The organism is Microbulbifer mixtoriginis (SeqCode), assembly GCF_052467705.1.
On record NZ_CP174322.1, the window covers coordinates 1,466,423 to 1,488,267 of the forward strand.

15 protein-coding genes are annotated in these 21,845 nt (G+C 42.6%); 9 read left to right on the forward strand and 6 right to left on the reverse strand.

From position 1 onward, the window contains the following. The first annotated feature begins 11 nt into the window (after positions 1 to 11). Positions 12 to 881 carry a LysR family transcriptional regulator gene (locus ACJJIB_RS06460; RefSeq protein ID WP_444888259.1) on the forward strand — a complete coding sequence of 290 codons (870 nt, stop codon included), beginning with the start codon at positions 12 to 14 and terminating at the stop codon, positions 879 to 881. Between the two features lie 25 nt (positions 882 to 906). Further along, a complete protein-coding gene (locus ACJJIB_RS06465; protein ID WP_444888260.1) occupies positions 907 to 1,746 on the forward strand; it encodes a nucleoside deaminase in 840 nt (279 codons plus the stop codon). 412 nt (positions 1,747 to 2,158) lie between these two features. Here the strand turns inward: ACJJIB_RS06465 and ACJJIB_RS06470 are convergent, their stop codons facing one another. Then, positions 2,159 to 3,160, reverse strand: coding sequence for an AraC family transcriptional regulator ligand-binding domain-containing protein (locus ACJJIB_RS06470; RefSeq protein ID WP_444888261.1), 1,002 nt, complete (start codon positions 3,158 to 3,160; stop codon positions 2,159 to 2,161). 860 nt (positions 3,161 to 4,020) lie between these two features. On the opposite strand from ACJJIB_RS06470, the gene ACJJIB_RS06475 reads away from it, so the two are divergent. Both ACJJIB_RS06475 and ACJJIB_RS06480 read left to right on the forward strand, forming a co-directional pair. Then, complete coding sequence (locus ACJJIB_RS06475) at positions 4,021 to 7,326, forward strand: DUF5060 domain-containing protein (RefSeq protein ID WP_444888262.1); 3,306 nt, start codon at positions 4,021 to 4,023, stop codon at positions 7,324 to 7,326. 155 nt (positions 7,327 to 7,481) lie between these two features. Further along, on the forward strand, positions 7,482 to 8,486 hold the full coding sequence (locus ACJJIB_RS06480; protein WP_444888263.1) for an alpha/beta hydrolase family protein: 1,005 nt from the start codon (positions 7,482 to 7,484) through the stop codon (positions 8,484 to 8,486). A gap of 617 nt (positions 8,487 to 9,103) precedes the next feature. Here ACJJIB_RS06480 and ACJJIB_RS06485 read toward each other — a convergent pair. Beyond that, a complete protein-coding gene (locus tag ACJJIB_RS06485) occupies positions 9,104 to 10,387 on the reverse strand; it encodes a CAP domain-containing protein (RefSeq protein WP_444888264.1) in 1,284 nt (427 codons plus the stop codon). A 793-nt stretch (positions 10,388 to 11,180) separates the two neighbouring features. Here ACJJIB_RS06485 and ACJJIB_RS06490 point away from each other — a divergent pair. Together ACJJIB_RS06490 and ACJJIB_RS06495 are read left to right on the forward strand one after the other, a co-directional pair. After that, a complete protein-coding gene (locus ACJJIB_RS06490) occupies positions 11,181 to 11,987 on the forward strand; it encodes a hypothetical protein (RefSeq protein ID WP_444888265.1) in 807 nt (268 codons plus the stop codon). A gap of 116 nt (positions 11,988 to 12,103) precedes the next feature. Then, positions 12,104 to 12,904 (forward strand): fatty acid desaturase family protein, encoded by an 801-nt coding sequence (locus tag ACJJIB_RS06495; RefSeq protein WP_444888266.1) that lies wholly within the window; start codon positions 12,104 to 12,106, stop codon positions 12,902 to 12,904. A 40-nt stretch (positions 12,905 to 12,944) separates the two neighbouring features. Here ACJJIB_RS06495 and ACJJIB_RS06500 read toward each other — a convergent pair whose 3' ends face one another. Further along, positions 12,945 to 13,847: a LysR family transcriptional regulator ArgP gene (locus ACJJIB_RS06500; protein ID WP_444885796.1), complete on the reverse strand. Its 903-nt coding sequence runs from the start codon at positions 13,845 to 13,847 to the stop codon at positions 12,945 to 12,947. A gap of 101 nt (positions 13,848 to 13,948) precedes the next feature. Here ACJJIB_RS06500 and ACJJIB_RS06505 point away from each other — a divergent pair, with 101 nt between their 5' ends. After that, on the forward strand, positions 13,949 to 14,587 hold the full coding sequence (locus tag ACJJIB_RS06505) for a LysE/ArgO family amino acid transporter (protein WP_444888267.1): 639 nt from the start codon (positions 13,949 to 13,951) through the stop codon (positions 14,585 to 14,587). A gap of 141 nt (positions 14,588 to 14,728) precedes the next feature. Here ACJJIB_RS06505 and ACJJIB_RS06510 read toward each other — a convergent pair whose 3' ends face one another. Together ACJJIB_RS06510 and ACJJIB_RS06515 are read right to left on the reverse strand one after the other, a co-directional pair. Then, positions 14,729 to 15,820, reverse strand: a complete 1,092-nt coding sequence (locus tag ACJJIB_RS06510) for an acyltransferase family protein (RefSeq protein WP_444888268.1) — start codon at positions 15,818 to 15,820, stop codon at positions 14,729 to 14,731. Between the two features lie 312 nt (positions 15,821 to 16,132). Further along, positions 16,133 to 17,017, reverse strand: a complete 885-nt coding sequence (locus ACJJIB_RS06515; protein ID WP_444888269.1) for a DUF4396 domain-containing protein — start codon at positions 17,015 to 17,017, stop codon at positions 16,133 to 16,135. A gap of 489 nt (positions 17,018 to 17,506) precedes the next feature. Here ACJJIB_RS06515 and ACJJIB_RS06520 point away from each other — a divergent pair, with 489 nt between their 5' ends. After that, positions 17,507 to 18,157: a class I SAM-dependent methyltransferase gene (locus tag ACJJIB_RS06520; RefSeq protein WP_444888270.1), complete on the forward strand. Its 651-nt coding sequence runs from the start codon at positions 17,507 to 17,509 to the stop codon at positions 18,155 to 18,157. Between the two features lie 205 nt (positions 18,158 to 18,362). Here ACJJIB_RS06520 and ACJJIB_RS06525 read toward each other — a convergent pair whose 3' ends face one another. After that, on the reverse strand, positions 18,363 to 19,388 hold the full coding sequence (locus ACJJIB_RS06525) for a patatin-like phospholipase family protein (protein WP_444885792.1): 1,026 nt from the start codon (positions 19,386 to 19,388) through the stop codon (positions 18,363 to 18,365). 503 nt (positions 19,389 to 19,891) lie between these two features. Here ACJJIB_RS06525 and ACJJIB_RS06530 point away from each other — a divergent pair. After that, the gene (locus ACJJIB_RS06530; RefSeq protein ID WP_444888271.1) at positions 19,892 to 21,796 is read left to right on the forward strand and encodes an aconitate hydratase; all 1,905 of its coding nucleotides are present in this window, start codon (positions 19,892 to 19,894) and stop codon (positions 21,794 to 21,796) included. The last annotated feature ends 49 nt before the right edge of the window (positions 21,797 to 21,845 follow it).

Consider the following 21,845-nt stretch of genomic DNA (forward strand, 5'->3'; position numbering starts at 1 on the left):
TAAATTTTGTAATGATTAATCCTGTGTGGCTACGTAGTTTCTGTACTTTGGTGGAGCTAGGTAGCTTTACCAAAACGGCGCAGCACCTGCATATGACCCAATCTGGCGTCAGTCAACACTTACGCCGCCTGGAAGACTTCCTTGGGTTGACGCTGATCCATCGGCAGGGGAAACAATTCACCCTGACCGAGGCAGGCGAAAAGCTATATCTAGAGGCTCAAGATATCGTCGAATCCCTCTCTACACTGGGTCAACGACTTGGCGAAGATCCAGCTTATGAGGGACAAGTGAGTATTCAATCCCCAGGTAGTGTGGGTCTAAAGCTCTATCCAAAATTACTGGACCTGCAAAGAGAACACCCGAAACTGACCATAGACTATCGTTTTGCTCCTAATCAGGCTGTGGAAGAATCCATACTTGGTTATAAGGCAGACATTGGGTTTGTAACTAATCCGTCAACAATGGCGGAGATAGCGAGTCAGCCTGTAGGCAGTGAAGAATTACTGCTTGTGACCCCTGCGTCAGTCAAGAAGTTGAGTTGGAGGGTGTTGCTAGAGTTGGGTTATATCGGTCACCCAGATGGTGCTCATCAAGCGGGCTTGTTACTGGGGGCAAATTTCTCAGAATTCCAGCATGTAGATATGTTTAAACTCAAGGGATTTTGTAACCAAATTGGCCTGATCTTGGAACCGGTCAGTATGGGCTTGGGTTTTACGGTATTACCCGCTCATGCAGTCAATGCCTTTCATAATTTTGCGCAAATTAAGCCTCATCGCTTGGCGAACTCCATCACTGAGACTTTATTTCTAATTACACGTCGCCACAAGGCGTTACCGGCGCGGGTAAAAACTGTGGTTGCTTTAGCTAGGGAGTGGCTTTAAACCGTTAGAATACTTCGGACATTTTATGTTGCGTTTTATTTGCTGGTTATATTTTTGGATTATTGCTATGGGTGCTCAGGCTGAGTTGCCGCCCAGCTCAGTTGTTCAGCAGGAGAAAGACGAGATACTCATGCTGCTTGCTTACTCGGTAGCTTACCTTGATTGGGTGGAGCCAAAAGAAAAACAGAAGCGCGGCTACAATATTGCGGCAGTCCTGTATGACAATGTGCAGGAAAAAATTATAGGAGTACAGCGCAATGCAGTTGGTTTGTGTCGAGATAAAACCCAACATGCTGAAGTGCGATTAATGCAGCAATGTATCGGCAGTAAATGTAGAGGGAAAGAGACTAATTACCTGAATGATACTACGATCTACAGCACTCTGGAGCCCTGTATGATGTGTGGAGGTATGATGATTTTTCTTGAGGTCTCTAGAGTTATATATGGCCAATCAGATCCGGATTTTGGGAAGAATATAGAAAGGCTGAAGCAGAGTTTTAAGTCTGATTGTAGATATAAATTTGAGTCGAAACCGCATGTGGAAAATGTTTGTAAAATAGATGTTCCTGCAAATTATCGAGCTAGAAATATTTCTTCAGAGCCATCTAGTTTACTTCAGAGGGCTCAACTTGAAGGGACGTTTTACAATCATCGCTTGTTGTTTAGTAGCACGATTACAGATTTTCTGATGAGTGCTGAAGCGAAGAATATTTATCGTGCTGCTTACCAGCGGCTTATGGGTTTTAAGCCTAAATATCAGGCTAACAATAATCTTCTGCTGGAGAGCCAAAAGCAATTGAAGCAATTAGAAAGTGCTCCAGGAGATATAGATCGGTGTTTAGTGGGGGAGATACATCGCCACTAATTTTGTTAAATGTGAGCCTTTAGATTTTGGGGTGATTGATTTGCTTTATTGATGGCAATCATTAGTGGTTTAAAAATTCCTGATTTTTATTGCTTCTAGATGGCTTATTTTTGTTTGATTCGACTTATGAAGATACTGACGTTCTCCAGAGTTTCAAAAATAGAAGATTAGTCCCAGGCCCACTCTTAAAATTTCAGTTGTGAAAGCATGATCTGAAAAGTTCCATAGGAGTTGTCGGAGAATAGATGGTTGAATTTCTGGGGGCGAGCAATATAGATCGAATGACATCTATATGCTCGCTGGCAGTATTTTCGTGGGCTGTAGAATTAACAGTTAGAGTTTAAATAAGATTATCTTGGTTGGTAGTGTGTTGATTTTTTCTTTTATTTATTTTTTTATTTGACAGGCTTGCTCAAATGTTTTTCCAGCGTTTGTACGATTCTTCGTACGCTATAATTGTTGAGAACCCTAATTCTTTTGCGACTTGTAACTTGTCCATGGACTGGATATCCAGTGAATTCAGTTTTTCTCTCCGGGCTAAATCCAATAAACGTCTAAAAGATGTATTTTGTGCATTTAGGCGAATCTGTAAGGAACGCTTATTAATTTGCAGTATGTCTGCCAAGAAATCCAGGTTGGCTGCACCCTCTGATAAATAATCTTTGATAATATCTTTACATCGATTGGGTAATGATTCATCTGACTTCATCTTCTGGAGCTGCTTCTTTGCAGTTAGCTTATTAAAGTCAAGGGAGGATTTTCCTGGGCTACATAGTTGTTTATCAAGAATGGAGTTATCAAAGCTAATGCAATTTTTTTGATGTCCAAACTCAATGGGAATATTAATTAAGGAGGAGGCATTATTCATTAATTCGGAATTATGATGAGCAAAGTGAATAACCGGATGGCAGCTTTCATAATCGACAACAATATCTGAAATTAGCTTAAAGATGACTCCAATATTCAATTCAACTTGTTGTGTAGTGAGAGGCGAAAAGCTAGGAATTAAAATATCAAAGCTGGAGCGTTCATCCCCCTCACTGAATAACCCTTGATAGCCTTGCGTGCCCAGTTGTTGGAATTGCGTACCGAGGCTAACAAGATGTCTGACAGTAGGGCAAGCCATTAGGACATGAGCAAATGCTTGAATGCTGGAAATTGACACATCTAGACCAGTACGAAACGCTATGGTGTTATCACTGAAGTAGTCGGATACCTCTTGAAGTGCTTGTCCAGTCAGCCTTACTGGTACACGATGTTGTAGGTTTTGAAACTGAGAGTAATGATCACCATATATATTCTTTAACTTATCTTTTGGAAACCCTAGGTGTTGCCAGTATAGTACGTGACGATAAGTGGAAGTTGCCAAGCCTGTTGGCTCAGAAGCATAAAGTTCCTGGTTATTGGTAGTCATACTGATTTTTTTTGTACTGCTAATAATCTATGAAATTGGTCGCCAAATGACAAATAAATTATTTTAGTGAATTTCTTAAGTTAATGTATAAAGCAACGCCATTATAGTATGAGTTTAACACTTAAAGTGTGATTTTGAACCAGTTTTTTTGACTGACGATTTGGGTTTGGTGAGATTAAATTCCTCCAGTACTTACAAAGTATAATTTTTACTACGCTGGCGGTAACGCTTCCAATTTTAGCTGCTCCTTGCGGAGTAGTTGGTGTTCCAATTTGTCTAGTCCGCGGAGATATAAATTAAAAATGGTTTAATATATATCAGGAGTGAAAATAAAAGCGCTATCGTAATATCGCGCGAAAGCTTTTAATATGATCTGAAGCTATAAATTGTCGGGTTAAGTAATCTCTTCTATCGTAATAGATAATTTTCTCGTAGGTGTATATTTTGAGTGAGGTATAGCATCGTCCAGGTTTCCCGCTCCGTCGAATAATTTCTTAGCACTGTTCATCTTTTTCTCACTATTTTATTTTGTTGGGGCCAATGGTTCTTTTGGTTCTATTCGGAATCTTTTTGTCGGTTTGTTGGTTAGCTTAAGGATTTGATAAGGGTAATTCTAATGCTATTAAAGTGAAGGTGGATCAAAACCTTCTTGTTTGAGAAAAATGAAAAAAAATAGTTTTTTTCGCCAATCTATAAGCTGTGGAACTAGTCCTGATTGCATGTGACTGAATTCACGGTAGGTATGTATCTGAGCGATTTAGTATCTGGCCAGTGCTGCATGCTGTAGCCAATTTCTATATGCCCATTAAATCCTGTAATTAGTAAATAATTGTTTACTTCTAAAGTAGAGAAAACTGGAAATGAATAACAGTAGCTTGCCTTTGGCACTTCTGATTACCGCCACATTGGCTGGTTGTGGTGGCGACTCGTCATCTGGGGAATCTGATAATGAGAGCCCGCCTCCTTCGACAGGTTCTGATATAACGGACCCTGGGAATGGATTAGCAATATCGTCTTTCACTCTGGTCAATTCACAGGGCAACTCGGATATTTTTTCACTTACCGATGGTGCAGAGATATATCTAAGCCAGGTTGGAAGCCAGTTAAATATTAGGGCAAATAGTGATCAGGCAGAGAGTGTAATATTTGAGTTGGCAGGGGCTCAGACGCACAATATGACTGAAAATGTCTCGCCATATGCTCTATTTGGTGATGATCAGGGTGATTTTAATCATTGGACCCCCGCAGTTGGAACTTACACCCTTACCGCAACACCTTATTCTCTGGATGATGGGGCAGGCACTGCCGGAACCAGTGCCTCAATTACATTTACTGTAAAGCAGAATGATGGAACCGATCCTACAGATCCAGACCCAGACCCAACAGATCCTCCGGGTCCAGTTGACCCGGATGATATCGGCCATAGTGAACATTGTACTGTTTCCGGTACGCTGGAAAAGTGGCACCGTATAACGATCACTTGTGATGATTTGTATGCATCAGAAAATGATGATGCTACGTTTACCGATTATCGATATAACGTGATATTTACACAAGGTGACTTGTCTTACACAGTGCCTGGACATTTCGCCGCTGATGGCAATTCAGCAAATACAGGTGCAACTGAAGGAACTAAGTGGCGTGCCTACTTTTCACCGCCAACTTCAGGTAAATGGTTCTTCGATATATCTATGAGACAAGGGAGCCAGGTTGCGGTTGATCTAGATACAAATGCAGGTAATGCTATTTCATTTGATGGTGAAAGTGGTTATTTCCCAGTATTACAATCCACAGCACCTGAGCTTGATATGAGGAGTAAGGGATTACTGGTACATAAAAAAGGAACCCGCTACTTGCAGCATCTGGGGGATAAGTCGGTATATATAGAAGGTGGAATGGATAGCCCTGAAAATATTTTTGGTTATTCAGGCTTTGATAATACAGAAAAACACTATAACGTAAATTCCTGCAAAGGCATATTACATAGTTTTGAGCCCCACCTTGGTGATTGGAATAATGGAGACCCTACCTGGAAAGATGGTAAAGGAAAAAGCCTTATTGGTTTAGTGAATTATATAGCTGAAAAAAATGTCAACGCAATTTATATCATGGCAAACACCGAGAGTGGTGATGGTTGCGATGCCCATCCTTGGACGGTATATGATGGTAACCATCGGGCTTTTGATGTCAGCAAATTAGACCAGTGGGAAGTCGTAATGGATCACATGACCAGTAAAGGCATGCTGATTCACTTTATGACGCAGGAAACAGAGAATAATAAAGTTCTGAATAACGGTAATTTAGGGCTCGAACGTAAACTATATTACCGGGAGATGATTTCCCGCTTTGGACATCACCCGGCGCTACAATGGAATATGGGTGAGGAGAGCACTCTTAGCCAAGAGCAACACAAGGCAATCGCTAAATATTTAAAGGATGTAGACCCCTACGATCATCCCACCCTGCTTCATACGTATGGTGGCCAATGGGATCAGCACTATCGGCCATTGTTGGGAAATAGTAATTTTGATGGACCGAGTATTCAAATTGATAATATTCCTAGCGATGCGAACCATCGCAATGCCCCTTATCAGATGAGTAGAAAGTGGCTGACTGAATCCCAGAATAATAACCATCTTTGGTATGTTACTTTCACTGAAGCTTCCGGTGGGCAAGCGCCTGTGCCCCATTCTGAGGTTACCCAAGTTCAGAGGGTCAACTGGATGTGGGGCAGTGTTATGGGAGGTGGTGCAGGATTTGAGTGGTATTTAAAAAATCCTAATTCCGGCCACGCGTATGACTTAGCGGTAGAAAACTTAAGGGAGTTTGACAACCATTGGGAGCAAACTGGCCACTTTGTTAAATTCTTTAACGATATTTTGCCAAATCAACTTGAAGTTAATCTACACAGTTTGAATGTGGATAATGAAGTAACTTCAACCAATAACGATTGGGTGCTTTCAGATAGCGGCAATGTTTATCTAGTTTACTTGCGTGAAGGTGGCACAACGAATATAGAGATTCCAAATGAGGATACCTATAAGGTTTACTGGTTCAATCCAAGAAGCGGCCAGTTGACAACGGGTAATCAACTTGACGGAATAGGTACTCATAGTATTGGCGCTGCCCCAACAGAAGCTAATCAGGACTGGGCAGTAGTCATCAAAGCGGAAGGTATAAATAGCAATGTTCACCCAGATATTGTAAAAGTTCTACCAATTAACCCTGATGATGTTTTACTCGAACCTCAAACTAATTGGATGGATAGTTATTCTATTGGAGATCAATGTTTTTGTGAGTCAACTTTTGACCACAATATTGCCGATATTATGGTTTCGACCGACCATGGAACAATAACGGTTAAAGAAGCTTGTGACCTAATTGGCCCGGGCCCAGGATCGGCTGGCCGTCCCAAATACAATGATATTCAGTGCGGCAACGGCCCGGCAAATGATGCCGGCGATGAGGATTACTGTCCAGGTCGTGTGGATATAGGTAAAGAAGGGTGTGGCCATATTGGCCCGAGGTGGAATTTTGATAAGTTAAACCCAGATCAACCTGAAGGTGACTACACGGAACAAAACGGCCTGGTAATTATGGAGGCTGAAAATACCTACTCAAATCTAGGTGAATGGATCAAGAAAAATGATATTGGCGGCCATACAGGGAGCAGTTATCTTGAGTTTAATGGTAATACGCCACTAAACGGCCCACCGAAATCTCCCTTGGAGTACACTTTCAATATAACAAGAAGTGGTTTGTACTATTTGCATCTGCACGCTGCGAAAGAAAACTTAGTGTATGAGGGTGAGTTTCGTACAGACCTAGCAAATGACGCTTACTTTCGACTTGAAGGAAATTATGAGGCGGGACCTAATGCTGGGAATAGTCATGGTAAAGATGCTCCTCTGGAACTATTAAAAAAAGATACAAAGTTCTTTGGTGGAGAACATAATAAATTCATCTGGGAATCTGGCAATAAATTTGATCCTGGTGGTCATGATAATAAACGTGTCGCCGTTTATAAGCTAAAAGCAGGCGAATCGTATAAACTGGTGATGTCAGGCCGTTCACAGAAATTTAAGGTAGATAGAATAGTTTTCCGGCATATTGATGTTTCTAAATCTGATGCCGAGAATATAAATAATCCAGAAACCGTTGAGTAGTAACTGCCTCAGTGAGAGCCATGGATGGCTCTTTCGTTTGGAGTAGAATAGTTTTCAATTGCGGTCTACTTCATTACTAAAGGCAGTAATTAGGGCTATATAAGGTTTGGGTCCCCATGGATCATTAGATTGTTAAAGTACACTATTGGTGAATAATGAAATTTCAAATAATAAAAAAATTATTTTGGCTGTCGATTGCTTTTAATTCTGCCCAGGCTCAAGCTTTCGAGCCAAAGTCGGATTTTTCGGTGAATTTGGAGCGGGTTCGGTATTGCCAGGAATTTTGGTGCCTCAAACAAGACACCCTATCTGAGTATCGAGCCTGGGAGATAGAGGGCGTTAGTAATAGCCGTCAGCTTCATACTCAGATTGCTAGAGTGCAAAACCCAGCACGCGATAAAGTAAAAAACTTAGTATTTATTGCTGCAGGACAACAGCCACCAGGAAATGGTGCAGAAAGTTCTGTGACAGGCCAGAAGGCTGGCTATAAAAAAGACTGTGGTGTACTAAAGAGATCTTGCTCTCGCAGTATAGATGGACGTTCACTTGCTCGACAGTTGCTAGATTCAGAGCATTTTCCAACAGATGAGACCTTCTTGGCGATTGCTTTTGATACACAATTTAACCAGATGATTAGTGGTAATGAGAAGTCTCGTATAGAAAAGGCATACCTCAGTTGGCTAAAGTCAAAGGCTTATGCCTCCAATCTAGAGACTATTTACTTGGCGGGTTCTTCTCGTGGTGGTTGTCTCGTTATGAGATTGGCGAAAGCTATGCGAGCTGATCCCGATTTTCGTAATATACGAACTGTTGTACACAGTTTTGATGGTGTTTGTAAATGGACCCAAAATGAGTTGGGAGTAACTTCTTCATTCCATCGTAACCCCATGAATTCTAGTTACTTAAGCTATTACACTGATCTCAATACACAATTTCCTTACAAAGATGATTTATATCTTAGGCAGTTGACTGGTGGGGCTGAGGTCATTGAATTATCTGGGGTTCACTCTTTTGCTTATACAGCTCAAGATACTGACCTAGGGTGGTATTCACAGAGATGGGTAAATTTGGATCATACGAGTATCGGTCGAGATATGAGTCAGGATGTGAGGAATCAAACAATAGTACCCTTCTTACAGCACTTAGATGACGTGCTTTAGTTTATTTTATCCTCTTATCTTAAAGTGTTAGTAGGCACTAAACCCCTGCCATGATAACTACATTGAGGTAGTTATCATGGAGGCTACCTTCTTATCTAAGGGGCCTCAATAATTCGGATCAAATCTAATAGTATTCGGTTATCAGTCAAGGCTATGATAGATCATGCATCAAGTCACCTTTGCCGAAGCAGGATACCGTTTGAAGCGTCCTAAAACCCGCTGGGAAAATTCCTTTCTCAAATGGATGACCTTCTCCCATGGCATAGGCTGGAAGCCCATATAGCTCCCTCTTGCCCATCGGGTAAGGAAAATCTACCGTATTCTTCAGAGATCCTTTAGAGCCGCTATAAGGAGTTCTGACTATGGAAAAGCGTCCTCTATGACAGCTAAAATAGTTATTATCGGTTAGAGATCGGTGAGTTAATAAATCGGATCATCAAGGTACGCATTGAGCCAATTTATATTGGCTGCAATTTTTATTACGAAGAACAACACTTGAGACTCTTACTAGGGCCTGCCTACACTCATTATTCTATCTACGATAGTTGAAGTAGGTAGACCCTAATAACCTTCTTAGTCCCTTGAGGCATCAAATGCCATATTAGTAACTTGTAAACTTAATCAATAACTATATCCAGAAATGCTGGCTGACTTCTTTGATCAGCATGATCCACAGCAATTATTTTATATCTATAGTTTTTTTCCTGACCTAAATCAGAGTCACTGTAGGTCAACTGGCGAGTTTTACCTATAAACTCCTCATCGCGGAATATCTTATAGTGATGTGTGCCACCATTTTTAATGGCTTCATTCCATGTTAATATTACTTTTCCTTCAGAGTATTTATATTTGAACCCTGTTACCTGCGGTGGGACACCCTCATTATCGTAAAAGCTACAAGGTACTATATCTCTGCCCAAGCCATCGGTACACTGATCTACATTCTTGTTTCTTTTTTCTGAGGCATTCCAATCTTTGGCTATCCCTCCAGTACACATGTTATCAACACAGTAGGGAAGGTCGTAGTTTTGGCACGTTCTACAGGTTTCATATCCCCAGCCGTTGGTGAAAGGAATACGTCGGCTCTTATCTAATGAGGGGAAGTAATTACATACCACCACATGTGCGCCATCGTTATAGGCAGGGTTACTAGAACCAATAATGCTATCGCATTCCGCTACAGCACAGCCAACATAACGGGTTTCTCCATGGCATACCTGGGCCCAATGGCCACATGTTTCTGCATGGCAGAATTCATTATCCCAGTCATACCCATAGCTTTCATCATACCAAGATTTAACTGAGCCGGCCCAGGTCTCGGCAGCATACTGCGATGCCGGTGGATTAAAAATATTAATTGAAACATTTTCTCCGATTTCAATACTACCAGCGGGCAATACAAAAGATACTTCACCTTTAACTTTTTCAAATGCCTCTCTAATACCGGTTGCCTCATTTAAGTGACCAAAATAGCAGGCTGATGCTCTTTCTTTGGCCATTTTTGCCAAAGCATCATCCCAAAAAAGGGTCTGCATATTACCGGCAGATTCTGGGCCGTTACCTTCTCCAGATTCACCCTTCGCGCATCTCTCCCGGTACTCATTATGAGTGTCTAACATGATACGTTTTTGTTCCAAAGAGAGTTCAAAGGAACCATCTTCACCGGGACCGGGACCGGGACCGGGACCGGGATCGGGATCGGGATCAGGGTCGGGATCGGGATCGGGATCAGGGTCGGGATCAGGGTCGGGATCAGGACTGGGATTTTGGTTCATCCCTCCATCATCACTAACCTCAGGAGTGCCTTTATTGTCATTGTCGGAACCACCCCCGCCACCTGAACAGGCAGCCAGGAGGGCGGATAAACAGATAGCTGTTATTAGTTTGAAGGAATCATTCATATCAGACCCACTTTACACGTTGTACTTTTATAAAATCGAGCGAATTATAGAGAGGCATTTCCGTTATTCTGTGAAGCGTGACATGTATTTTATTGCAATATGATTGATGGTTTATGGACTGTTGAGAAGGTAAATTAATTAGTGAAAAATTTATTTATTTTTCGTTTTTTAATCTTGATGCTTGATTTTTTGTAATAGTGGAAAGTGAAGCAGCATGATATTTATTGAATGGTGCCCTAGAGTAAACTTACTTTAAGTAGCCCGGATTTCTCTTGAGGCTGTTGGGCCGGAATCTCAAGGTGAGTTGTAGCTGCGATTAAAACAAATATGGACTAATAGCGATCACTCAGTAAAAGTTTCAGTCGGTTTTCAATGAAAGTTGCTCCAGATCTTCTGTAGGTTAATTTTAACCTTGCCATTTTTGGAGGTGCTAATTTATTGGTCAATATATTTTATTTGGTTGGTCGTTTATATGGGTGGCCTCTTTTTGTGTACATTAGATCAACAATTAAAGGAGTTTAGTAGTGGTAAGCGATTTGTATAGTGCTTGTCTAAGTAGGGTGTGGGGAAATGTGTCATCCTATGGGTATGTTTAGGGTGTTTTATTAATCGCAATGCTATTAGGTGGCAATAAGTGAGAGTGCGATCTGAATACCTGTAGTAATCTCCAGGTAATGTTTATGTTGATTTAAATGACTTTTTCTAAAATCAAAATTACAAAGTGTTGTGTGTTGGGTCTGGTTCTGTAATATTACACAAAAGGTATCTCAAGACTAATGACGTAATATTCACTATGTATCAGTTTACCTATGAGCCTACCCCCAAAAATATTCTATTGGATTTGATGGGTGTTAATAAGCGACATGAACTGGCAACCAATCAGCTGGGTTTTATATCTGATGCATTTGATGTTTCCACAAATAATTTACGGGTGACACTTAATAGATTGGTGGGCACCGGCCTGATCACTCAAAATCGGCGTGGTATCTACAGTTTGACAGAAAAAGCACTGTCCAAACGCGCTTTTATAAACCGTTGGAAAAACAAAACCTTTCTATACGATAACTGGGATTTTAGGTGGATAGCCTGCCACTTACCTAAAAGAGCTGCACGTGCAGTTCGTAAGAAATCATTAATGGTACTTGAGTGGTATGGATTTGCCGAAGGTCTGGATCACCTGCTGGTGCGACCCAATAATCTCACACTGAGTCATGCAAAAATAACCGACATGCTGATTACACTAGGTCTCGAAACCAATGCGCACTGCTTTGTCTTGCAGGATGTATCGGACACACTGGTTAATCAATGGGGAGACGATTTGTGGGATATTGAACGTTTAGATCGAGAGTATGATGCCTTGATAGATGCTCTTGAGAGCAGTCTTACAAACCTGGCATCAAAGCCTGCCAAAGCTTCGTTATCTGAAACATGCCGCTTGGGTGGCGAGGCTATCCATCGTTTAGCGACTGACCCTTTACTACCAAAAGTAATCAGGCCACAAAATAAATACCAGGAACTTAAAAGTATTGTACGTAAGTATGACCGTACAGGTCGCAATATTTGGTTGGAACAATTGCAGAAGTTAGGCGTTGACACATAATCACAAAATGGTGACTTGCAATGAATATCCCCCTTAGTAAAGAAGAGGTTAAGCCGTTCCTACAGCGCAGTGATGCCAAGGCCTGGTGGATAGTGGTCAGTACTTGGCTCGGTATAATGGGAATTTTTACCATAGCAGCGTTATTGCCACACTGGGCAATTTATATTGTTGCAGTATTTTTACTTGCTGGACGGCAGCAGGCCCTGGCAGCCATTATGCACGAAACTGGTCATAAAACACTTTTCGCAACTCGAGCCTATAACAAGTTTGTTTGTAAGTGGTTGTCTTCACCGTTTTTGTTAATGGATGGAGAAACCTATATAAAAAGTCATATGATGCATCACCGTAAAGCCGGTACAGATCAAGATCCAGACCTGCAAAACTATAAGGATTATCCTGTCAGTAAAAAGAGTTTGGTTAGGAAGTTTTCCAGAGATTTCTTGGGGTTAACTGGTTTAAAAGCGAATTTATATTTATTTTTGAGTGGGCGAGACTTACTAAGCCGTAAAAAGCGAGTGAATTTTCAGTTAACCCGAGGTTTATTCGTTAATAGTGTAATGTTTGCCATATTGTGGGCTTTTGGTGTCCCGCAGTTATATCTATTGTGGATTGTGGCTTATCTTACCGTGTATATGGCTATTATTCGGATGCGTCAGATCGCCGAACACGCTGGGGTCAAAGATCTTTACCACTTGGAACCAAAATACAATACGCGTTCGGTGCCTAGGGGTATTTTAGGGCTTCTGTTTGTCAGTCCCACTGAAGGCTTGAGTTACCATTGTGAACATCATGCCTTCATGGCAGTGCCCACTTATAACCTCAGGGCGTTGCATAAGTTGCTAAAGGATCGTGGTTATTACGATGATGTTGAGCTGGCCAGTAACTACTTCGATGTTTTGAAACAGGTAGTGAGATGAGGGGTAGCTAAGGTCAAGTATTTATTTGCACCAGTGCTGCTTACTGGTGCAATGCTTTATGGGCATACTCAGCCAAAGTATGCGTGATTTCTTTAATTAACTTGGATTTCAAATTCCAAACATGCCAGTACAAGGGGATTTTCAGATGCTGATCTGGAGTCAGCTTGATCAGTTTCTCTTGTCTTAACAAATCCTCCACTTGTATATCTGGTGCCATTCCCCAGCCCAAGCCCAATGTCAGAAAATTGAGGAATCCCTTAGAGGAGGGGATTTCGTGAGACGGGTATTGGCCGGCCTCTATTCCCCAAAACTGCTTTAAGTATCGGCTTTGCAGCTGGTCCTTATAGTTGAATTCAACTGCAGGGGCATAGCGAAATTCATCCACATCGACTGGGTCCGAGAAGTAGTGTGCCTTAAAAGCCGGAGTGCATACCGGGTAGTAAGCCATGTGTCCCAATAGAATGGACTGGCAGCCCTGTAGGTTACTGGTTACCGAGCTAATACAGCCAATGACTTCTCCGTTCTTGAGCAACTCTAAGGTGGCTTCCTGGTCATCGACCTTCAAGTCAACAAGTAGGTGATGGGAACGAATGATGGGGGTCACGGCTTTAAGGAACCAAGTATCCAGGCTGTCCGAGTTAAGAGCGATACGCACCTTATTTTGGTTGCTATAACGGGTTTTGCTGCCCTCCGGGTCTATGTCTGCTAGCAGCTCGTGTTGCAAAAGGTGCATCTGTTGGAAATAACCCAGCACCTTAAGACCGGCTTCAGTAGGGCGTAGTGGTGTTGATCGGATGAGTAAGGCCTGCCCGACTTGTCCCTCAAGCGCTTTGATTCGCTGGGATACTGCAGATTGACTGACGTGAAGCAAAGCGGCGGCCTTATCAAAACTCTGCTCCTCTACCACGAAAGCAAAGGCCTGAAGCTGTTTGAGATCTAACATAAGATATTCTTATGAGGTATCAATATAATTAAATTTACTTATTCTAGCTCGCCTCTTAATCTCCCGCCACTTTCCGACCCGCACACCGCGGGCAGACCCCAATGACCACAGGAGGCAACGTGATTTCGGGTTTGCTGCTAGCCCCTCTGACCAAGGGCTTTATCACTACTATCAGCTTGATCATGGCAATTGGCGCGCAGAATGCTTATCTATTGACGCAGAGTATTCGCCGTCAGTATCACTACAGTATCGCTGCGTTGTGTGTTCTGATGGATATTGTCCTGATCACCAGTGGTGTCTACCTGGTATCACACTTGGCCCAAGCAGAAGGAAACTGGATGGTCTGGTTGACCTGGTTGGGCGTGGCCTTCCTGATTGGCTATGGTGCTATGGCGTTTCGTTCATCTTTTACCAATAAGGGGCTAGAGGATAAGAAAGAGTGGGTTAAATCCAGGCGCTCTGCCCTGATTACCGCTGTGGCGCTTACCCTGTTAAACCCCCATGCCTATGTGGATACGGTTGTCCTGATTGGCTCGGTCGGTGCCCAGTACGCAGGGGAAGGTACTTTATTCTTTGTGATTGGTGCCTGCAGTGCTTCGGTACTTTGGTTCGCGCTGCTATCGGTTGGTGGCAGTATGATGCAGCCGCTGTTTAAGAACCCAAAAACCTGGCGCGTGCTGGATGTACTGGTGGGTATTATGATGTGGTCGATTGCTGCCAGCCTTCTCTGGGCACAGTAGTAAGTTCACTTAATGGGGAGTGGTGGCAGGTAAATTTTATTGGGTCACTGCTCTGATACATACATGCCTGGATAAAAAACGTTTATCCAGGCATTTCTCAATACCCTCAAGTTAAAAACACTAACTGGCGGCAGCTTCCTCTTAGGCAATGGCCATCTCTTTATTTTCTGTGTTTCTGCTTAAGTGGCGACCCATATTGATAGCCGGCTTCTCAATCAGCTTGTACACCAAAGTACCCAGGGCAATACTCACAAGAGTCGTGGCCAACATATAGACCTCTACAGAATAAGCAGAAAATGACTGTGCCCATGACTGCTGTATGGTCCAATTCAGCCCACGCATCACAATGGGGTGGAATAGATAAACGGAATAACTGATGGTTCCCAATGCTACCAGACTGCGCCATGGCCTAAAGGGGACTAGCAGAACTACAAAGAAAATAGCCAAAGCAATGAGATGCGGTAGGGCAAAGCGCAGAGGGTCTTCAGTGACCGGTTTACCGAGGAAATAAAGAAACAAAACCATCAGCGGAATAGAGAAGGTGGCTGCTACTGCGAGAATGGCATACCAGTAGTTTGTCTTACGCACATAACAATGTCGGATTAAGGTTCCGCAGAACATAACAGCGATACAGAAAGGAATATAAGTAATGCTGGGAGCCATCTCTGGCAGCTTAATGGGTAATTGTTCCAATAATTGCCAACCTATAAATAGGGATAACCCACCCCAACAGAAGAGTAGTAGGACCAGAGGGTTAGCAAGTTGTCGTTTGGCAAAAATCAACGCACATAAGCAGTAAAAAATTAATTCAACTGTCAAGGTCCAGTAAAGCCCTTGCACATTATCAAACCCCATTAACCCCTGTAGCATGGTTGTGTTTGCGGCAATAGTGGCTGCAGGATACATCCAGTCGCTGATAAGCCAAGTTAGGCCAAGTGCCATAAATAGCGATGTCCAGTAGGCTGGATACAGACGGAAGAAACGGCGAATGGCAAAGTTCTTTAAAGAGCTTTGAGTACTAGAGAGGCTAAAAGGAATAACAAAGCCCGAAATTAAAAAGAAACAGATTACTCCTATTCGGCCAAAATCTAGTTGGTTCACAAACTCAGCCAGCTCGGTGCCATGTTGGGCGATACTGGAATTACGAATAAAAACTTCACTACTGTGTTGCCAAACAACAAGAATTGCTGCAAGCCCCCGCAGTGCATCAAGGTTAAGTAAACGGCTATTCATAGATTTGCTGTATTCCTTTAATCAGCAGAGGAAAACCCATAGGTTTTAGAATTTATTTCGCTGCTACAGGCAAGCTTGAAATGCTATAAATAGCATTTAAGGCGAGCCGCAATTAAGTACAATGATAAGCCTTTACAAGGCAATATATACTTAAAATCAGGTCAGGGAAATGAGCCTTATTGCTTAAAGCGAACGGTTCTTAGCTTCCAGAGGACACTGATGAATGAACCGAATCCTACCATAAATCCTCGAATCAGAGGATAATTCAATCTTACTTGCTGATCTTTTCGAGACTGATTATTAAATAAACAGTCAAAACTTCAACGGCACAAACTGATTAGTCACTAGTATCGCAAATAAGAGAAACAGAAAAGTTCCCACTACCCAAAAACTGGATGCAATAAAAGGCAATGTTTGCATTGTCATGGTATGCCCCTCATGTTCAGATTGTGAATCATGGGTGGATGAGGGGATTGGCTGGCTATTCTTGATATCAGGATTAGTTTCCGGTGAACAGAACCCTAGACAGGGCGCAGGACCATCCAGTCCTGGTAGGGTCATGCATCCGTGTTTTAGGTGGTTTTTTACCAGCCAGTAGTTGATGGGATAAGCGATAAAGCCACCGACAATGCTTGCAAGGCTCATTCGAAACCAAAATGTGGCATTGGTGGGATCTTCCGATTCTGGCCACAGTGAAGCCAGTATCACCATGGTAGGAATCATTCCCCCCATTACCATATTCATAGAAACCGTTTCAGCAAAAAATGTCTTGCGCACCGCTTTCAAATAGTTGCCCTGGTACATACCCAGCATCATCAACGCCTGAAAAATGAACAGCCCGCAAATGAAGCCAGCAATATACTCAATGGTGGCATCCCAGCCATTGGTGAGTCCAAAGAAGGGTACAATGGATGCGGCAATAACAATACCGGTGGCATCACCGGCCAGGCAGTGCATCTCACTATTGACACTCTGTTTCCAAGTGGCGCGCGTAAATGCATCGTGGCCACCGGGAAAGGGGCGCCGGCAAGTCAGTAAATACAGAATCAACCCAACAACACCTGTATATACAACAACCAGTATCCACGCCATGCGCTGTACCCAGCTGGTCGGCGCGTTGGTGATAGAATCCCAAACGACAAAAACCACACTTATAGCCGCGAAAATAAACCAGACAAGCATAGCGCCATTTAGCATGCTAGATTCTCTTTAAGGATTATGCCGGTATCTAGTAGTTTAATTGATAGGGGCTGGTTTTTGAGAATCCGGATGAGCATTAGCTACTATCTACCCACAGCTACATAGTTGTATATGTACGTACTTTTGCTGAGCTATGGCGTATGCAGGAGTAATACCTTTAGTCTTTATTTTAATCGACATTTAAAATTTCCTGATGATCCCGCTTAACGTTATATGTTGAAGTTGCTTAGGGTAATCTATTTTGCACTCTAGGGCTTTCTATAAAAGTATTTGGTTGTTTTTGGTGTATTTAGATAAATTTAATGATGAGCTTTATAAGCTAAGCAATAAAAGATAGTAAATTCTTTGTGGCGGCTAAACACTAAGGCAAAATCACCTCGAGAGGACTATTTTTAATCTCTGAATGAATGTCAATTTGCAAGTATCATAAATAATATATTTTGGATATTAATATACATTTTATGATGAATACTAAATGGAGATACAATGTCTAAAGATCCTCAACTAGTCGCCGAACAACTAAGGAAGCCATCTGGCGCCTTAGCTTCAGATACTGCACTGCAGATGAATAAGGCTAATAAAGCAACGAACCTGGCTGCACTAGAATTACTTCATGTGGTGGATCATGACCATATTCTTGAGATTGGGCCTGGCAATGGTAAATTTGCAGTCGATGTACTTCGAAAAGGTTCCAGCATTCGCTATACGGGAATTGATTGGTCTAGTGAAATGGTTGCGAGCGCGAAAACTCTCAACTCTAAACATATTGAATCGGGACAGATGGACTTTAAAGTTGGAACCTCGGAGAAGTTACCGTTTGCTGACAGTCAATTCGAGAAGGCGATTACTATCCACACCATCTACTTTTGGGAATCTATCAAAACGCATTTGTCTGAAATACGCAGAGTATTGGTGCCTGAAGGAAAGTTTTGTTTAGCTTTTGGTGATAAGTCCTTTATGCAGAATTTGTCATTTACATCGTTTGGGTTTCAGCTTTTTGATGAAAGCGATATTCGGACTCAATTAATTGAAGCTGGCTTTAGGGTTCTATGCTGTGAAAGGCATATTGAATATGGAGAGAGTAATACCGGAGATCGAGTAGAAAAGTTAATAAACATTGTTTTATGTGAGGCCTGAACAAAGAATCATATGAGCTTGACAAGCTTAGTGTTGCTGCCGATTGTTTCTGTATTATTCAATTAAAAATAGCGTATGAAAGCTCAAGAATAGATATGATTTGAGTATGGGTAAACTCTGTAGAAAGTTTTTAATGTATGGTCTCTGTTTGACGAGATGCTTGAATGATTAATTATTAATATAGCTAATTTAGTGTTGATAGGTATCAGTATCTTTGCACATATTGATGGTTATCTTGTGTATTTGTCAGTGTCCGAGCAATGTCATCTAATAACTTATCATAGTACTTTGCATTTCTTTCACCAGACTTCTTCAGTTTTTTCAAGTTTTTGGGAGATGCATCATCTAATGCAGAATTCGCATCATAGAGATCTGGCTGAATTCGGTAGTACTTTGTGTTTTCTACGGTTGATGAAATTTGTTTTAGGTAATAATGGGTCATTTGAGCTCCGCCACTTAATGCAATATCTATAGCTGGTCTTGCCCAGTTGAAAATGCCCCAATTTTTCGTTTCTTTGTATTTGTAACTTGTTAGCTGCTTACCAGTACCAAGAGACACAATAATCATATCCTTGATCCCACTCACACCGCTAAACTTAATGGCTTCTGAGTAAGCACATAAAGCGGGGTCACTGGCAACCATACCACCGTCTACCAGGATATATTTTTTGTTAATTGGTGATAGTGAGTAAATACGTGCGGGTTCAAAGTAGGTTGGCGCGGCGGTGCTGCCTCGTAGTAAATCTCTAACTAGAAAGTCTTCATTTCTCACTAATGCGCAGTGTTGCCTAAAGATAACTTGCTCGCGCTTTTTAATGTCATAGGAAATAAAACAGGTGGGTTTTAATAGTTCACTAAGCTTTGTTTTTCCAAAATATTTCTTCAATATCTTTTCTAGTTCATGTGTAGAGTATTTTTCTTCCTTGAGTAGTCTCAGCTTGTCCAGGTAAGGCCAGATTCCACCATTAAATACCTTGTCTCCTTCTTTAAAATAAATATTAACGGCTTCCTGGGCTGAAAATTTTGGTCTTCCCTCTTCATTAGGGAAAATATAGGCCGCGCCTAATACGGCGCCAGTGCTTGTTCCTGCAATGAGGTCAAAAAAATCTCCTATTCTGGCGTCGGGGTTGCCTGATTGCACTTTTAGCTTATGTTCAAGAGAGACCAATATTTCACCGGGCAGTATGCCTCTTATTCCCCCTCCATCAATAGATAGGATTCGGATCGCCACTGTAAACTCTCCCTGGATTCATTCATTGAGTGCAATTGTAGAAAGATAGCACTAGGCTCAATGGTTAATACTTTAAATATGAGGGGGTGATTAATGCATGTAAAAATAAGTTTCTGGTATTAAAAAATACATATTGAGTAGTACGACTGTATTCATAAAATGAATAAGTTAATTTTAAAGAAAATTCACATAAGTACAGGACGTGAGTTTTGTTGGGTTTGATCACTGGTTTGTTAAAAGGAAAAAGAGAAGGCCATTTTTAATGGCATATTGAGGCTAGCGTGTTTTCGAATTGTCCAAGACCTTAGTTTGTCGGCCGGCGCTTAATTAATCATGCCAATACAGAAGGGCATTTAGACACACATAGTAACTATCTTGACCCGGACTACAATGAATCAGGTTTAAGAGGCGCCGAAAGTGGAGCTTCTCAGATTAAGGAAATTTGCTCAAGGGTACCCACTATGGCTATGAACCTCGCACAGAAACTGATTAAGAGTCATCTCGTGAGCGGTTCATTGGAACCCGGCAGCCCAATAGAGATAAAGATTGACCAGACGCTGGCTCAGGATGGTACTGGCACTCTGGTGATGTTAGAGCTAGAGGCGCTTGGTTTATCACAAATCAAAACTGAGCTTTCCGCCCAGTATGTAGACCACAACCTTCTACAGACGGACTTCAAAAATGCGGATGATCACCTGTTCCTGCAAAGCGCCTGTCGCAAGTTTGGACTTTGGTTTTCACGTCCTGGAAACGGTGTAAGCCACCCGGTACATATGGCTTGCTTTGATATTCCCGGAAAGACGTTACTTGGCGCCGATAGCCATACCTGTGCAGCCGGCTCTATGGGTATGCTGGCCATTGGTGCTGGTGGTCTACAGGTGGCCATGGCTATAGCTGGCGTTCCCTTCGCGCTGAAAATGCCGAAGGTGCTCGGCGTAAAGCTTGAGGGTGAACTGCCTCCCTGGGTCAGTGCCAAGGACATCATCCTTGAAATGTTGCGCCGGCAAACGGTCAAGGGGTGTGTGAATAAGATTGTCGAGTACCACGGCCCAGGCCTCGCCAATCTTACTGCTATGGACCGCCATGTAATCGCCAATATGGGGCAGGAGATGGGTACCACGGCCAGTGTCTTTCCTGCCGATCACGCTGTGAAGGCCTTCCTCAAGCAACAGCATCGGGAAAGCGATTATGTAGAAATGAAAGCCGATGAGGGTGCAAGCTATGACGAAGAGGACACCATTAATTTATCTGATCTTGAGCCGCTGATCGCCTGCCCATCCAGTCCAGACAAAGTGGTAACCGTACGTGAAGTGGCTGGTCGCCCTATTTACCAGAGCTATATTGGCTCTTCTGCTAACCCTGGGCTGAGGGATTTCGCCATACCAGCGCGTATCGTCGCAGGTCGTCGATTAGCCGACGATGTCTCTTTTGATATCAACCCAACCTCGCGCCAATTGCTAGAGGAGCTTAGCCGGAGTGGCGATCTCACAAAACTACTTGAAGTGGGCGCGCGCTTGCACCAAACAGGTTGTGGCGGTTGTATTGGTATGGGGCAGGCTCCGGCCACTGGCCGTATCAGCCTACGTACTGTGCCACGTAATTTCCCCGGTCGATCCGGCACAGCAGATGACCAAGTCTATTTATGCAGCCCTGAAACCGCCACTGCCAGTGCACTGAAGGGCGTGATCACCGATCCTCGTGATCTGGACATGGACTATCCCAGCTTTAGTGAGCCGGAATATCTGCCAGATATAAGACCTTTACTTCAGCCACCCCAAGAAATCCCTGTAGCCGTTGAGCTGATTAAAGGTCCGAATATCAAACCGTTGCCAAACTTTGAAAAGCTTCCAAACACCTTAACGGGTCCGCTATTACTGAAAGCGGGTGACAACGTTTCGACAGATGAAATACTGCCTGCTGGAGCGGAGATTTTACCTTTACGCTCAAATATCCCCGCCATTAGTCGCTATACATTTTCCCGTATTGATGAAAACTTTTACCAGCGGGCGATAAAATTGAATGGTGACTGTTTTGTTGTTGGTGGTGAAAATTATGGGCAAGGCTCCAGCCGTGAACATGCAGCGGTATCATCACGATTTCTTGGGGTAAGGTGCATAATTGCAAAAAGCATGGCTCGTATCCATCGCCGTAATCTCATTAACTTTGGTGTTCTGCCACTACTTTTTGAGAGCTTCGATGATTACGACCGACTGGAGCAGGATTCAATCCTTGAGATTGACAAGCCAATAGCACAACTGAAATCAAACAATTCTGTAAAGCTTTTGATTAAGTCATCCGGTGAGAGTATTAGTCTACGCAGTGACTTGTCAGCAGATGAAATCGAAGTGCTAGAGGCTGGTGGTATGATTAATCAAGTACGAGAAAAGTATCTGAGTAACGAGAAATAGTGGGTTTTAGTGTACCCGTAAACTACCCAGATGCTTTCATAGATAATTT